The organism is Enterobacter quasimori (assembly GCF_018597345.1).
In the GTDB taxonomy this organism is placed as follows: domain Bacteria; phylum Pseudomonadota; class Gammaproteobacteria; order Enterobacterales; family Enterobacteriaceae; genus Enterobacter; species Enterobacter mori.
This window is the reverse complement of record NZ_JAHEVU010000001.1, coordinates 115,785-129,962: the sequence shown is the minus strand read 5'-3', so window position 1 is coordinate 129,962 and position 14,178 is coordinate 115,785. Positions and strand designations below refer to the sequence as shown.

15 protein-coding genes are annotated in these 14,178 nt (G+C 53.7%); 6 read left to right on the top strand and 9 right to left on the bottom strand.

From position 1 onward, the window contains the following. Window positions 1-16: 16 nt before the first annotated feature. The 9 genes from KK102_RS00605 to pspA form a co-directional block, all read right to left on the bottom strand. Window positions 17-1,069, bottom strand: coding sequence for a D-guloside 3-dehydrogenase (locus KK102_RS00605; RefSeq protein ID WP_216356683.1), 1,053 nt, complete (start codon window positions 1,067-1,069; stop codon window positions 17-19). A gap of 28 nt (window positions 1,070-1,097) precedes the next feature. Continuing rightward, window positions 1,098-1,940, bottom strand: a complete 843-nt coding sequence (locus tag KK102_RS00600; protein ID WP_216356682.1) for a carbohydrate ABC transporter permease — start codon at window positions 1,938-1,940, stop codon at window positions 1,098-1,100. Continuing rightward, complete coding sequence (locus KK102_RS00595) at window positions 1,927-2,808, bottom strand: carbohydrate ABC transporter permease (protein ID WP_216356681.1); 882 nt, start codon at window positions 2,806-2,808, stop codon at window positions 1,927-1,929. Before KK102_RS00595 ends, KK102_RS00600 begins: the two co-directional genes overlap by 14 nt. A 21-nt stretch (window positions 2,809-2,829) precedes the next feature. After that, window positions 2,830-4,122, bottom strand: a complete 1,293-nt coding sequence (locus tag KK102_RS00590) for an ABC transporter substrate-binding protein (RefSeq protein WP_126546365.1) — start codon at window positions 4,120-4,122, stop codon at window positions 2,830-2,832. A gap of 14 nt (window positions 4,123-4,136) precedes the next feature. Continuing rightward, window positions 4,137-5,834, bottom strand: a complete 1,698-nt coding sequence (locus KK102_RS00585) for a sugar phosphorylase (protein WP_126546364.1) — start codon at window positions 5,832-5,834, stop codon at window positions 4,137-4,139. A 189-nt stretch (window positions 5,835-6,023) separates the two neighbouring features. Then, on the bottom strand, window positions 6,024-6,245 hold the full coding sequence (pspD, locus tag KK102_RS00580) for a phage shock protein PspD (RefSeq protein WP_126546363.1): 222 nt from the start codon (window positions 6,243-6,245) through the stop codon (window positions 6,024-6,026). Window positions 6,246-6,257: 12 nt separating this feature from the next. After that, entirely contained in the window at window positions 6,258-6,617 is a 360-nt protein-coding gene (gene pspC, locus KK102_RS00575; protein WP_216356680.1) for an envelope stress response membrane protein PspC, read from the bottom strand. After that, on the bottom strand, window positions 6,617-6,841 hold the full coding sequence (pspB, locus tag KK102_RS00570; RefSeq protein ID WP_010431698.1) for an envelope stress response membrane protein PspB: 225 nt from the start codon (window positions 6,839-6,841) through the stop codon (window positions 6,617-6,619). The genes pspC and pspB overlap by 1 nt, the downstream gene beginning before the upstream one ends. Before the next feature lie 48 nt (window positions 6,842-6,889). Beyond that, window positions 6,890-7,558: a phage shock protein PspA gene (gene pspA, locus KK102_RS00565; protein ID WP_010431699.1), complete on the bottom strand. Its 669-nt coding sequence runs from the start codon at window positions 7,556-7,558 to the stop codon at window positions 6,890-6,892. A gap of 166 nt (window positions 7,559-7,724) precedes the next feature. Here pspA and pspF point away from each other — a divergent pair, with 166 nt between their 5' ends. The 6 genes from pspF (at window position 7,725) to sapF (ending at window position 14,070) form a co-directional block, all read left to right on the top strand. Continuing rightward, window positions 7,725-8,702 (top strand): phage shock protein operon transcriptional activator, encoded by a 978-nt coding sequence (gene pspF / locus KK102_RS00560; RefSeq protein ID WP_126546361.1) that lies wholly within the window; start codon window positions 7,725-7,727, stop codon window positions 8,700-8,702. A gap of 88 nt (window positions 8,703-8,790) precedes the next feature. Beyond that, complete coding sequence (gene sapA, locus KK102_RS00555) at window positions 8,791-10,431, top strand: ABC transporter substrate-binding protein SapA (RefSeq protein WP_126546360.1); 1,641 nt, start codon at window positions 8,791-8,793, stop codon at window positions 10,429-10,431. Then, complete coding sequence (gene sapB / locus KK102_RS00550; RefSeq protein WP_126546359.1) at window positions 10,428-11,393, top strand: putrescine export ABC transporter permease SapB; 966 nt, start codon at window positions 10,428-10,430, stop codon at window positions 11,391-11,393. Before sapA ends, sapB begins: the two co-directional genes overlap by 4 nt. Further along, a complete protein-coding gene (sapC, locus tag KK102_RS00545) occupies window positions 11,380-12,270 on the top strand; it encodes a putrescine export ABC transporter permease SapC (RefSeq protein ID WP_089600639.1) in 891 nt (296 codons plus the stop codon). The genes sapB and sapC overlap by 14 nt, the downstream gene beginning before the upstream one ends. After that, window positions 12,270-13,262 (top strand): putrescine export ABC transporter ATP-binding protein SapD, encoded by a 993-nt coding sequence (gene sapD, locus KK102_RS00540; protein ID WP_089600637.1) that lies wholly within the window; start codon window positions 12,270-12,272, stop codon window positions 13,260-13,262. The genes sapC and sapD overlap by 1 nt, the downstream gene beginning before the upstream one ends. A 1-nt stretch (window position 13,263) precedes the next feature. Then, window positions 13,264-14,070: a putrescine export ABC transporter ATP-binding protein SapF gene (gene sapF, locus KK102_RS00535; RefSeq protein ID WP_089600634.1), complete on the top strand. Its 807-nt coding sequence runs from the start codon at window positions 13,264-13,266 to the stop codon at window positions 14,068-14,070. Window positions 14,071-14,178: the final 108 nt, after the last annotated feature.

Genomic DNA, 14,178 nt, shown 5'->3' with positions numbered 1-14,178 from the left:
GCTTGCTCTCCTTAGCTTAAAAAGTGACGCCCATTTTGATGCTCAGCTCAGGGTGCCGATCGACATATTTCATGTAGCTTTCAGCGCTGGTGGTAAAGGTGACTACCGGGTCGATCAGATCCTCGCAATTGAGATAACCGTTCATCAGCAATTCCCAGCAGGTCTCTTCAATACGCTTGCGGCTCCAGCGCGGGTAATCCGGATTGGGTTCACTGCAGGCGCGGGAGAAGACAATTTTCGCATTGTTGAAATGCGCTTCACGACCAAGGTTGAATCCTGCTGCAAAGGGTTTGGCGAAGGCCACGTAGGAGATCGTTCCGCCGTAAGCGAGACCGCGCAGTGCAGATTGCAGCGCATCGGCAAAACCACTGGTTTCGATGATCACATCCGCACCCTGCTTACCGGTCAGTTTTTTAATTTCAAGACCGACATCAGTACCGATTGGGTTCAGGCAGTGGTCCGCGCCATGACGGCGAGCAATCTCACAGCGATGTTCAATAGGATCGACACCGATGACCACTGACGCGCCGGCTTTCTTCGCCAGCTGAATCGCGATCTGACCAATCGCCCCCAGCCCGACAACAACCACAAAATCACCTACACGGACATTGGCATCCCGCACGCCGCTCATGGCAAATTGCGCCGGATCGTAGCAAACGGCATTTTTCCAGGACGACCCCTGCGGCATTTTGCGCAGCTTGTAGTTGTTAACCGCGTTAACGATGACCGTTTCCTGCAATGGACCGTAGCAGCAGACGCTGTCGCCGATCTGGTATTCCGTCACGTCAGCCCCGCATTCGATGATGTCGCCGACGATCATGTTTCCCAGCTGGAATTTACCGAACTCAATACCGCGGGCCGCGCCCTCTTCACGCGGCGTGAACATCTGCCACTCGGCGTTGAACTCTTCATCGATAAACGGGCTTGCCGCGCGGAAATCCACCACTTCGGTACCGTGTTTCGGGGCACCAAAGCGCGCGCGGATCTTCACTTCGTGAACGGCAACAGGACGATCTTCATATTCCACCAGCGCCGCCACGCGGGGCGCTGTCGCAACTAACTTTTTCATGACTGACTCCTTGTTAAAATTGGCCGCCTCAGCCCTTCACGCCACCGGCGGTCAAACCACTTTTAATAAAACGTTCAGACAGCGCGTACATGATGACCACAGGCAGTGCCGTGACCAGCGATGCCGCCATCATGCGACCCCAGATGTAATCTGGCGTGCTAAACAGGGTGTTGAGTCCTACCGGCAGGGTGAAATTACTGGCGCTGGACAGGAAAATAGAGGCAAACAGATAGTCGTTCCACGCCACCATGAAGCAGTAGACAAACACCGACACCAGACCGGAAATTGCCAGCGGCACGGTGATGCGGAAGATGATTTGCAGACGGTTAAGGCCGTCCATCATCGCGGCTTCTTCGATTTCGTCCGGGATGGTGTCGAAATAGCTGCGGAGCATGAACACCGCGGTCGGTAACGTCTGGGTCACCATGGTGATAATCAGCGCCAGTTCGGTATCGTAGATCCCGAGTGCGGTGATAATTTTGAACAGCGGCACCACCAATAAAATCCCGGAGAACATGTAGACGGTGTAAAAACTCGCATTGATCGTCGCGCGTCCTTTAAAACGCAGTTTGGACAAGGCGTAGGCACCCAATGTACCGAGAAACACCGCAATCACTGATGAGGTCAGCGACACCACCATGCTGTTGCGGAAGTAGTCCACAAACGGGAAAATCAGTGGGTTAAAGATGTCGACGTAATGCTGTAACGTCCACTCCTGCGGCAGAATCGTCGGATGCAGCGAGATCGCCTCTTTGGCGCTTTTAAACGACGTCATCAGCATCACGAAGAACGGGAACAGCGTGATGATGAGGAACACCGCCAGCCCCAGATAAAAACCGATACGGCCCAGCACGCGTTTATTTGTTGCCATTGAGGTTTACCCTTTTTCTGGTCAGCAGAATGACGGCGAAGATGATCACGAACAGCACCACGGAAATAGCGGCGGCTTTACCCAGGTCGTTGAAGGCAAAGGCCGTTTTATAGAGATAGACGCCCAAAATATCGACCTTCGTTGTCAGCAGATAGACATCCGCAAACATGTAGAACATCCAGATGGTTCGCAGCGTAACCACCGTTGCCAGAACCGGCATAATCGCGGGCAGCGTGACAATGCGAAAACGCTGCCAGGCATTCGCGCCATCCATCTCAGCCGCTTCATATAACGACTTATCAATGGTCTGCAAAATGGCCAGGAACGAGATGAACGCATAGGGGAAATAGCGCCAGATGGCGAACAGCACCACCAGCACAAAACTGCTGCCGGGGTTGTCAAACCACAGCGGTGCCTGGTCATACAGATGCAGCAGGTCAACGCCCAGATAGTTCACAATGCCGTAGCCGTTGTTGAACATGTACTTCCAGGCAAACACCAGCGAAATTGATGGCGTGACGTAAGATAAAATCACCAGTGAACGGGCCGTTTTGCGCAGGCGAAATTCACGGTTAAAGAAGATGGCGACGGCCAGCCCAAGGCCCGTACTGCCCATGACGACCTGCGCGGTGTACCAAAACGTCATCCACAGCGAGTGCCAGAACGCAGCATCGCTCAGAATACGGATGTAGTTATCAAGCCCAACAAACACGGCATCGATGCGCGGATTGAGCGGCAAGCGTAAGAAACTGATTTCAATGTTGGAAATCATCGGCCAGGCCACGAGGCCCCCCAGCAAAATCAGGCTGGGGGCCAACAGCAGCATGGCGAAAGGCATATCTGAACGACCAGAAAACAACGTCTTCATAATTCCCTTCGCAAAGCGCTCCTATCGTTGTGAAATCAGGGCAGTCAGTCGCTTCTGGCTGTTGCTTAACGTTGCACTGAGGTCTTGTTGGCCTACCGTGACGTTATGCACCATAGAACTGATAATGCCGGAACCGGTGACATCGCCCATGCGGGTGAAGTTTTTGTCACCCACGGCACCAAACACCTGCACGTTCGGGAACTGCGCGATCAGCTCGTAAGGCAGTTGCCCAAACGCTTTAATCACATCGTTGTTTTTCCAGGTTTCAGTGCCCACAACCCGTTTGTTCACGGGCAACGCCGCGCCGGGCGACATCATGACCCAGTCTGTCGCGTTCTGAGCCTGCTCCATCCAGGTGACAAATTTCTCTGCCGCTTTGGTTTCCTCATCGGTTTGGCCTGTGGTGATCGTCAGTGATGTGATCATGCCGTAGACCGCAGAGGATTTTTCAGTCGGGACCACAAAGCCCAGGTTCGCGGGATTGCCCTCTTTGTAGACCGCCGGAAGGATGTAGGTGGAGTAAACGGCCATCGGCGCGGAACCGTTCATAAAGGCGTCTTTGATCTCCATGACATCGTTTGACCCGGGCATGGTGGTTGCCGCCAGCGCTTTATAAAAGGCCAGCGCATTCGTCATCTCTGGCGTATCAATCTCCACGTCACCTTTCGCATCAAAGACGTTTGCGCCACCCGAAAGAGCGAACTGGGAGAATGCCTGTTCCGTCATCACGCTTTCTGCCGTTGGCAGCGCAATGCCGTAGTGTTTCTTGCCCGGATCGTTAAGTTTCTGACTGGCCTGCAGCAGCTGCTCCCAGTTGTGCGGTTCTTCAATGCCCGCAGCCGCCAGGATGTCTTTGTGGTACCAGACGCCGGACAGCCAGGCACTGACAGGCACGCCGGTCCACGCCGTACCGTCTTCAGTACGAACTACGCGAAGAATGCCGTCGTAGAAGGTGTCTTCACCGACGGCTTTAATCGCTTCACCGATCGCGTCCCGATCCAGTAGCTGCTCTTTGTCCATCACTTTTGCGTAGTCATGGCTGACTTCGATCACTTCCGGCAATGCGCCGGTGCGGGCCAGAGTGATGACCTTGGTGTTATAGGCATCCTCTTCCACCGGCACCTGTTTCACCGTGATGGTTGGGTTTTCCTTTTCGAATTTCTCAATCAGTTTCGTAATGACGGCCTGACGTTCCTGCTCCACCGACGAATGCATAAATTCAATGGTGACGTTCGATGGCTTGTCGTCCTTACATCCTGATACGAGGGCGCACGAAACCAGTGCTGAGATCAGCACAATTTTGGGCATCTTCATTTTTAAGGTCCTTTTTAGTTTTCTTTAATCCACATCACCTGCCATGGATTGAGGGTCAGAGTGGTACCGCTAATATTCAGTTTAGAAATAAGTTCCGAACCGGATACGCCGTCACAATTCACGGTCTGAATATGTTGGCTAAAGTTAAATAACGCCGTAATTCGCTCACCGTTTTCGGCCACGCGTATAATTTTAAAAATATGTTCACCGTATGTTTCGAAAATTGCATCGCTGCCCGGGTGAAATACCTGCTCTGCTTTGCGAATCGCAATTAATTCGCTTAGCTGTTTAAATATTTGATGGCGGATGCCTGTTTTGTTTGAAAGTTCGAAATCAATCTCACTGGCAACGTATTTTTTGCGATTGATTGCACGGTTATATCCGAGTCGCTCAACGCCTTCATAATCATTACGTGAGCCCAACGCACTTTGAATATATATGGCAGGCACGCCAGGGAAACTCAACAGGACCGCATGCGCCAGAATAAAGCGTGCAATACGTTCATCATCAGCAGCGTTTTTTGGGCTTAATGCATCCAGGTAGGTAACATTAATTTCATAAGGGCTTCGCGTTCCGTCAGGGTTATTTTTCCAGTTGACCAGAGCCCCTTCCTGCTGAAGTTTCTCCACCAGCGAAAGGATGTCGGATTCAGGTAAAATCCCGCGTAACGGATTCAGGCCGATACCATCATGCGAAGCTAAAAAATTGAACCAGGTGGTTTTCGTGGATGGGAGCTCCAGCGATGAGGCCCACTGGCTCAGGGTACGGACATCCTGACGATGGATGGCATGCAGCACCAGCGGCGGTAAAGAGAACTGATACACCATCTGCGCTTCATTTTCACCGTTGCCGAAATAGGAAATGTTGTCTTTGTGCGGAACGTTTGTTTCGGTGATGATGATCGTTCCCGGTGCCACAGCCTCGGTAATCGCACGGAAGAGCTGGATGAGCTGGTGGGTTTGTTCCAGATGGATACAATGCGTTCCAGGGATTTTCCACATAAAGCCCACGGCATCGAGACGGATATAACTCGCCCCTTCCATCAGGTAATGAAGCAGTACATCCACCATCGCAATTAACACGTTCGGCGAAGCAAAGTTCAGATCGATCTGGTCTTCGCTAAAGGTGGTCCATAGATGGCGAACGCTGCCGTCATGAAGCGTAAAAGGCGTCAGAAGCGGTAACGCTCGCGGGCGCGTCACGGCGGATAAGTCTGTTTCCGGATCGACAGAGATAAAGAAATCTTCATAGCCGGGCGTTTGCCGTAGATAGTTGGCAAACCATTGGCTTTTTGCCGACATATGATTGCATACGTAATCAAACATCAGGCTGGTCGACCGTTTTAATTCAGCGATATCACTCCAGGTTCCGGTTTCCGGTGCCACTTCATGATAATCGATAACGGAAAAACCATCGTCAGAGGACCATGGATAAAAAGGAAGAAGATGGACATGAGAAAAGGCGTGAGAAAGCCACTTATTATAAAAACGGGTAAACACCGGCAGCGCTTTCTCCCCTGCCGCCGAAAACTGATCGGCATAGGTAATGAGGACGACATCTTTTTCATCCCAGCCAGATTTACGTTTTTCCTTAATAAGAGAAGCGGCATTACCGATTTTTTCCAATAACACCTTTCGGTGTTTATCAGTAAATGTTTCCCCGTAAACAAGATCAATGAGTTTATTAATTTTTGCGTTCACTTTATTTTCCATGGTAGCGGTCCCACGGATTGCAATCTACTCCCCTGAAAAATATCTGTCAACGGACCAGGGAGCATAAAATCGCCTTCAAAAAGCAGCGCGGAGCATTAATGTGAGCTACAGCAAAAAAAAAGAGGAAGAGGAGAATCGAGTCGCTAGCCCTTCTCTCCGGGGAGAAAGGGCTAACGCAATCAGGAAGGGTCAGGAAAAGTAACGGCGAGAAACGCGTTTTGCCAGTTTTTGCAGCAGGGGTTCCAGCGCCACGGCAAGCAGCATTCTGACCGGTTTACGGGCAACAGATTTTATCGCCCAGCCCGCCACGCCGGCCGGACCGTAACGCAACGCCGTCAGCAGGACCAGTTTACCTGCGATTTTCAGGCCGGGTTTTACCTTCTGACCGGCCTGTTGCCAGTTTTGTTTCATGAATGTTCTCTCTTAAAGCTGACGAAAACGACTTCTCAGCGTAAAGGTATCAGAGGTGATATAGCGCTCCATTTCCCGCAGCCGCTTCTCCCCTTCAGCCAGCCGATCATCAACAGCGTTGAGCAGATCGCTGCTGGTCGGTGCGCCTTCCGCTGCCAGTTCACCGTCAGGCATCGGGTCGAGCACAAACGACAGCACGATATAGGCCACCAGGGTAATAAAAGCCAGACCAAAGAAAATCGATAATACCGTTACCACACGCACCAGCTTCACCGGTACATCGAGATAATGGGCCAATCCAGCACAAACGCCGCGTACCATGCCCTGCTGCGGGATGCGCCACAATTTTTTGTTCAGGTTCAGTCCAGACATTAACGCTCCCTCCAGTTCGGATGTTCTGCATCCAGGATAGCTTCCAGCGCCTGAATGCGATCGCGCATTTTATTCGCCTGATCGGTAAGCTGCACGAGACGTTGCTGCTCACTCTGAGAAAGCTCCCCACGCGAAGAACGGTTACTGTAGTGCAGCCATAACCAAATCGGCAGAACGAACAGCACGAAAATGGTCAGGGGAATTGCCAGAAAAAGCGCGCTCATGTGTACTCCTTGTTTATGATGCGGCACGCTCAGGTGCCGCACGAATTATTACTGGTTGTCTTGCTTCATTTTGGCTTTCAACGCCGCCAGCTGCTCGCTGATTTCGTCGTCGGCTTTCAAATCGGCAAACTGCTGATCCAGCGTCTTCTGCTTACCAATACTGTGACTTTCCGCTTCCGCTTCCATGTGGTCGATACGGCGTTCGAAGGACTCGAAACGGGCCATCGCTTCGTCCAGCTTACCGCTGTCCAGCTGACGGCGAACGTCACGGGAAGAGCTTGCTGCCTGGTGGCGAAGCGTCAGCGCCTGTTGACGTGCGCGGGTTTCGCTGAGTTTATTCTCAAGCTCGCCGATCTCTTTCTTCATACGAGAGAGCGTGTCATCAACCAGCGTCACTTCGTGTTCGAGCGCGGTGACAACATCTGACAACTTCTGTTTTTCAATCAGCGCGGCACGAGCGAGGTCTTCTTTGTCTTTACGTAACGCCAGTTCGGCTTTTTCCTGCCATTCGTTGAGCTGGGTGGTCGCCTGCTCAATGCGACGCGTGAGCTGCTTTTTCTCAGCCAGCGCACGAGCGGAGGTGGAACGCACTTCAACCAGCGTGTCTTCCATTTCCTGAATCATCAGACGCACCAGCTTCTGCGGATCTTCCGCTTTCTCAAGCAGTGAATTGATGTTGGCGTTCACGATGTCGGCAAAACGAGAAAAAATACCCATAATCAAATCCTCATATTTCTGTTATCGGGCGATGCCCTGCTACAGAGATAATACAAATCTCGTGCCAACTTTTTATCTCATTGATATTATTAGATGTGATTGATATTTGTACATTATGGCACTATCCTCACCTGGTGAATATCACTAAGGAGTGGTTAATTTCATCATGAGTGGATACAAAGACAACTTACTGGGTGAAGCGAATAGTTTTCTTGAAGTTCTTGAACAGGTTTCGCGCCTGGCGCCTCTCAATAAACCGGTGCTGATCGTCGGTGAGCGCGGTACGGGTAAGGAACTGATAGCCAACCGTCTCCACTATTTATCAGGGCGCTGGGATGGGCCATTTATTTCCCTCAACTGCGCGGCGTTGAATGAGAATCTGCTCGACACCGAACTCTTTGGTCATGAAGCGGGGGCGTTTACCGGCGCCCAAAAACGCCACCCTGGGCGGTTCGAGCGCGCAGATGGCGGCACACTGTTCCTCGATGAACTGGCAACAGCCCCAATGCTGGTTCAGGAAAAGCTGCTGCGCGTCATTGAGTATGGCGAGCTGGAGCGCGTCGGCGGAAGCCAGCCGCTGCAGGTTAACGTGCGTCTGGTCTGCGCAACCAACGCCAATCTGCCGGAAATGGTCGCTGAGGATAAATTCCGCGCAGACCTGCTCGACAGGCTGGCGTTTGACGTCGTACACCTGCCGCCGCTGCGTGAAAGGCGCAGCGACATCATGCTGCTCGCAGAGCAGTTTGCCATCCAGATGTGCCGTGAGCTGGGTCTGCCTCTTTTCCCCGGCTTCAGCGACTACGCCACAGAAACCCTGCTCGGCTACCCCTGGCCGGGGAATATTCGTGAACTGAAAAACGTGGTAGAGCGTTCGGTTTATCGCCACGGCAGCAGCGAAACGGAACTGGACAACATTATTCTCGACCCGTTTAAGCGCGACGCGCCGGCCGCTGTTGTGCCAGTCAACAACGCTGACGTGCCGTCTCTGCCGCTCGATTTGCGTCAGTTTCAGCATAAGCAGGAACAGCAGTTACTGGAACAGAGCCTCCAGTTGGCGAAATATAACCAGAAACAGGCGGCTGATTTGCTGGGTCTGACCTACCATCAATTAAGGGCATTGCTCAAAAAGCATCAAATGCGCTGACATTATCAGCACTTATCTGCAGACATTTTTACGAAGCAGGTGTAAGTGCGATACACTTTGCAGATCGAACCTAAAAACCTTAAAAATTATGCGTCTGGTTTTATCGTCCCTGTTGGCACTCGGTCTGTTCAGCAACCTGGCTGTTGCTGCACCTGAGCGATCTGCGCTCCCTGATATTCGCGATAGCGGATTTGTCTATTGCGTCAGCGGGCAAGTTGATACCTTTAACCCGCAAAAAGCGGGTAGCGGCCTGATTGTCGATACGCTGGCCGCGCAGCTGTACGATCGTCTGCTTGATGTTGATCCTTATACCTATCGCCTGGTGCCAGAGCTTGCTGACAGCTGGGAAGTGCTGGATAACGGTGCCACCTATCGTTTCCATCTCCGCGATGATGTCGACTTCCAGCGCACGCCATGGTTTACGCCTACCCGCAAACTGAACGCGGATGACGTGGTGTTTACCTTCCAGCGCATCTTTGACCGTCACCATCCGTGGCATAACGTTAACGGCGGAAACTTCCCCTATTTCGACAGTCTGCAGTTTGCCGATACCGTCAAAAGCGTGCGCAAGCTGGATAACCGGACGGTGGAGTTCCGGCTGGTTCGCCCGGATGCCTCTTTCCTCTGGCATCTGGCAACACACTATGCGTCAGTGATGTCGGCAGAATACGCGGCTGCGTTGACGAAAAAAGATCGCCAGGAACTGCTCGACCGCCAGCCTGTCGGCACGGGCCCGTTCCAGCTGGCAGAGTATCGTGCCGGGCAGTTTATTCGCCTGCAGCGTCACGAACATTTCTGGCGCGGCACGCCGCTGATGCCCCAGGTGGTTGTCGATCTTGGCTCTGGCGGTACGGGACGTCTTTCAAAGCTGTTAACCGGTGAGTGCGACGTGCTCGCCTGGCCTGCGGCCAGCCAGTTGACCATTCTGCGTGACGATCCGCGTCTGCGCCTGACATTGCGTCCCGGGATGAACATTGCCTATCTGGCGTTTAACACCGATAAACCGCCGCTGAATAATCCCGCCGTTCGCCACGCGCTGGCGTTAGCGATCAATAACCAGCGTCTGATGCAGTCGATTTACTACGGTACCGCAGAAACGGCGGCGTCTATTTTACCGAGAGCCTCCTGGGCCTACGACGGTGAAGCTAAAATTACGGAATACAATCCGGCGAAAGCGCGCGAACAGCTCAAGGCTTTGGGAGCGGAAAACCTGACGCTGCAACTCTGGGTGCCAACCAGTTCACAGGCGTGGAACCCAAGCCCGCTCAAAACGGCAGAGCTGTTGCAGGCCGATATGGCGCAGGTGGGCGTTAAAGTGATCATCGTCCCTGTCGAAGGTCGTTTCCAGGAGGCTCGCCTGATGGATATGAACCATGATTTGACGCTGGCGGGCTGGTCGACCGACAGTAACGACCCGGACAGCTTCTTCCGCCCGTTGCTCAGCTGCGCCGCGATTAACTCGCAGACCAACTACGCGCACTGGTGTCATCGGGAATTTGACGCCGTGTTACAAAAAGCGCTGGCCTCACAACAGCTTGCGTCGCGTATTGAAGCCTACGACGAAGCTCAGGATATTCTGGCGCGGGAACTCCCGGTGCTCCCGCTGGCCTCATCCCTGCGTTTGCAGGCCTACCGCTACGATATTAAAGGGCTGGTGCTGAGTCCGTTTGGCAACGCCTCCTTCGCAGGGGTCACCCGTGAAAAAGAGCAAGAAGTGAAGAAACCATGATCATATTTACCTTGCGCCGTCTGCTGTTGCTGTTGGTGACGCTGTTCTTTTTGACCTTCGTGGGCTTTAGCCTGAGCTATTTCACGCCCCACGCCCCGCTTCAGGGATCGTCACTGTGGGATGCGTGGCTGTTCTGGTTTAACGGCGTACTACACTGGGACTTCGGGGTTTCCAGCATCAACGGTCAGCTGATTTCAGAACAGTTGAAAGAGGTTTTCCCGGCAACCATGGAGCTGTGCATCCTGGCCTTTGGCTTTGCTTTGATGGTGGGCATTCCCGTGGGGATGCTGGCGGGCATTTATCGCAATAAATGGCAGGATAAATTTATCAGCGCCATTGCCCTGCTCGGCTTCTCAATCCCGGTATTTTGGCTGGCGCTGCTGCTCACCCTCTTCTTCTCTCTGACGCTGGGCTGGCTGCCGGTTTCCGGGCGATTCGACCTGCTTTATACGGTTAAAACGGTGAGCGGTTTTGCCATCATCGATGCATGGCTTTCGGATTCGGTCTGGCGCGATGAGATGATCGTGAGTGCGCTGCGCCATATGGTGCTGCCGGTTCTGACTTTAGCCGTTGCGCCTACCACCGAAGTGATCCGCCTTATGCGCATCAGCACCATTGAGGTGTTCGATCAAAACTACGTCAAAGCGGCCGCCACGCGCGGGCTGTCGCGTCTGACTATTCTGCGTCGCCATGTGCTGCACAATGCGCTGCCGCCGGTTATTCCCCGCCTGGGATTACAATTCTCAACCATGCTCACGCTGGCGATGATCACGGAGATGGTCTTTAGCTGGCCGGGTCTGGGGCGCTGGATGATCAACGCCATTCGCCAGCAGGATTACGCGGCGATCTCCGCCGGTGTGATGGTGATTGGCTCACTGGTGATTATTGTTAACGTTCTTTCCGATATTTTGGGTGCCATGGCCAACCCTCTGAAGCATAAGGAATGGTATGCCTTACGATAGCGTATACAGTGAAAAGCGCACGCCCGGTGCGCTACGTACCGTGTGGCGTAAATTCTATGGTGACACCACGGCTATGATCGGCCTTTACGGCTGTGCCGGCCTGGCCTTGCTGTGCGTATTGGGTTCGTGGTTTGCACCCTATGGCATCGATCAGCAGTTCCTTGGCTATCAGCTTTTGCCGCCTTCGTGGTCCCGCTATGGTGAAGTCTCCTTCTTCCTCGGGACTGACGATCTTGGACGTGACGTGTTAAGCCGTCTTCTCAGCGGCGCGGCCCCGACGGTGGGCGGTGCGTTTGTGGTGACGCTTGCGGCCACGATCTGCGGCCTGGCGCTGGGCATTTTTGCAGGCTCCACTCACGGCCTGCGTTCGGCGGTGCTGAACCACATTCTGGATACCCTGCTCTCTATTCCGTCTTTGCTGCTTGCCATTATCGTCGTGGCGTTCGCGGGGCCACATCTGTCACACGCGATGTTTGCCGTCTGGCTGGCGATCCTGCCGCGCCTGGTTCGCTCGGTATACAGCCTGGTGCATGACGAGCTGGAAAAAGAGTACGTTGTCGCGGCCCGTCTGGACGGCGCGACGACGTTTAATATTTTGTGGTTTGCCGTATTGCCGAACATTGCTGCCGGACTTGTCACAGAGATCACCCGCGCCCTGTCGATGGCTATCCTGGACATCGCCGCGCTGGGTTTCCTCGATCTGGGGGCGCAACTGCCCTCCCCTGAATGGGGTGCAATGCTCGGCGATGCCCTCGAGCTTATCTATGTCGCCCCCTGGACGGTCATGCTGCCAGGGGCGGCCATTATGGTGAGCGTACTGCTGGTCAACCTGCTGGGCGACGGCATTCGCCGTGCGATTAATGCGGGGGTGGAATAATGCCGTTACTTGATATCCGCAACCTGACAATCGAATTCAAGACCGGTGAAGGCTGGGTGAAGGCCGTGGACCGCATCAGCATCACGCTTGCTGAAGGCGAAATCCGCGGGCTGGTGGGAGAGTCTGGCTCCGGTAAGAGCTTGATCGCCAAAGCCATCTGCGGCGTGGCGAAGGACAACTGGCGCGTCACCGCTGACCGCATGCGCTTTGATGATATCGACCTGCTGCGCCTCTCCCCTCGGGAACGCCGCAAGCTGGTGGGGCATAACGTGTCGATGATTTTCCAGGAGCCCCAATCCTGTCTTGACCCGTCCGAACGCGTGGGTAAACAGCTGATGCAGAACATCCCCGGCTGGACCTATAAAGGACGCTGGTGGCAGCGTTTTGGCTGGCGCAAGCGCCGTGCCATTGAGCTACTGCACCGTGTCGGGATTAAAGATCACAAAGACGCGATGCGCAGCTTCCCGTACGAACTGACCGACGGCGAATGTCAAAAAGTGATGATTGCCATCGCGCTGGCAAACCAGCCGCGCCTGCTGATTGCCGATGAGCCCACAAACGCGATGGAGCCCACCACGCAGGCGCAAATTTTCCGCCTGCTGACGCGTCTTAATCAGAACAATAACACCACCATTTTGCTGATCAGCCATGACCTGCAGATGCTGAGCAAATGGGCGGATAAAATTGACGTGATGTATTGCGGGCAGACGGTCGAAACTGCCGTTAGTGAAGATCTGGTGAATACACCGCATCATCCGTACACCCAGGCACTGATCCGCGCGATACCGGATTTCGGTAGCGCGATGCCGCATAAAAGCCGTCTGAATACCTTGCCGGGTGCCATTCCCCTGCTGGAGTCGTTGCCTATTGGCTGTCGTCTGGGGCCTCGTTGTCCCTACGCTCAGCGTAAATGCATTGAGACGCCGCGTCTCACGGGGGCGAAAAGCCACCTGTACGCCTGTCATTTCCCGCTGAACATGGAGAGAGAGTGAAATGGTCGAAACCTTACTGGAAGTTCGTAACCTGAGTAAGACCTTTCGCTACCGCACAGGGCTTTTTCACCGCCAGACCGTAGAGGCGGTTAAGCCGCTGAGCTTCACGCTGCGCGAGAAACAGACGCTGGCGATCATTGGCGAGAACGGTTCCGGAAAATCCACGCTGGCGAAAATGCTGGCGGGCATGGTTGAGCCCACCGATGGCGAAGTGTTGATTGACGATCACCCGCTAAAATTTGGTGACTATTCTTTCCGCAGCCAGCGCATCCGCATGATCTTTCAGGATCCGTCTACTTCCCTCAATCCTCGCCAGCGAATTTCGCAGATCCTGGATTTCCCGCTACGGTTAAATACCGATCTGGAGCCTGAAGCCCGGCGTAAACGCATCGTCGAAACGCTGCGTTTAGTCGGACTGCTTCCCGATCATGTGAGCTACTACCCGCACATGCTCGCACCGGGGCAGAAACAACGTCTGGGGCTGGCACGCGCGTTGATTCTGCGTCCAAAGGTAATTATCGCCGATGAAGCCCTTGCCTCGCTGGATATGTCGATGCGTTCGCAGTTAATTAACCTGATGCTGGAATTACAGGAAAAACAGGGTATCTCTTATATCTACGTGACCCAGCATCTTGGCATGATGAAACACATCAGCGACCAGGTCATGGTGATGCACCAGGGTGAAGTAGTCGAACGAGGAAGTACGGCTGATGTGCTGGCCTCCCCGCTGCACGATTTGACGAAACGGCTCATCGCCGGGCATTTCGGTGAAGCATTGACCGCCGATGCGTGGAGAAAAGATCGATAAGCACGGGTCTACTGAGTGGTCGGATTAACTAAGCACGCGACACGTGATATTATCGCCGCGTTTTAACGACGATTGCCCCGCTAAGATGGCGATCGCCACAACAATGAA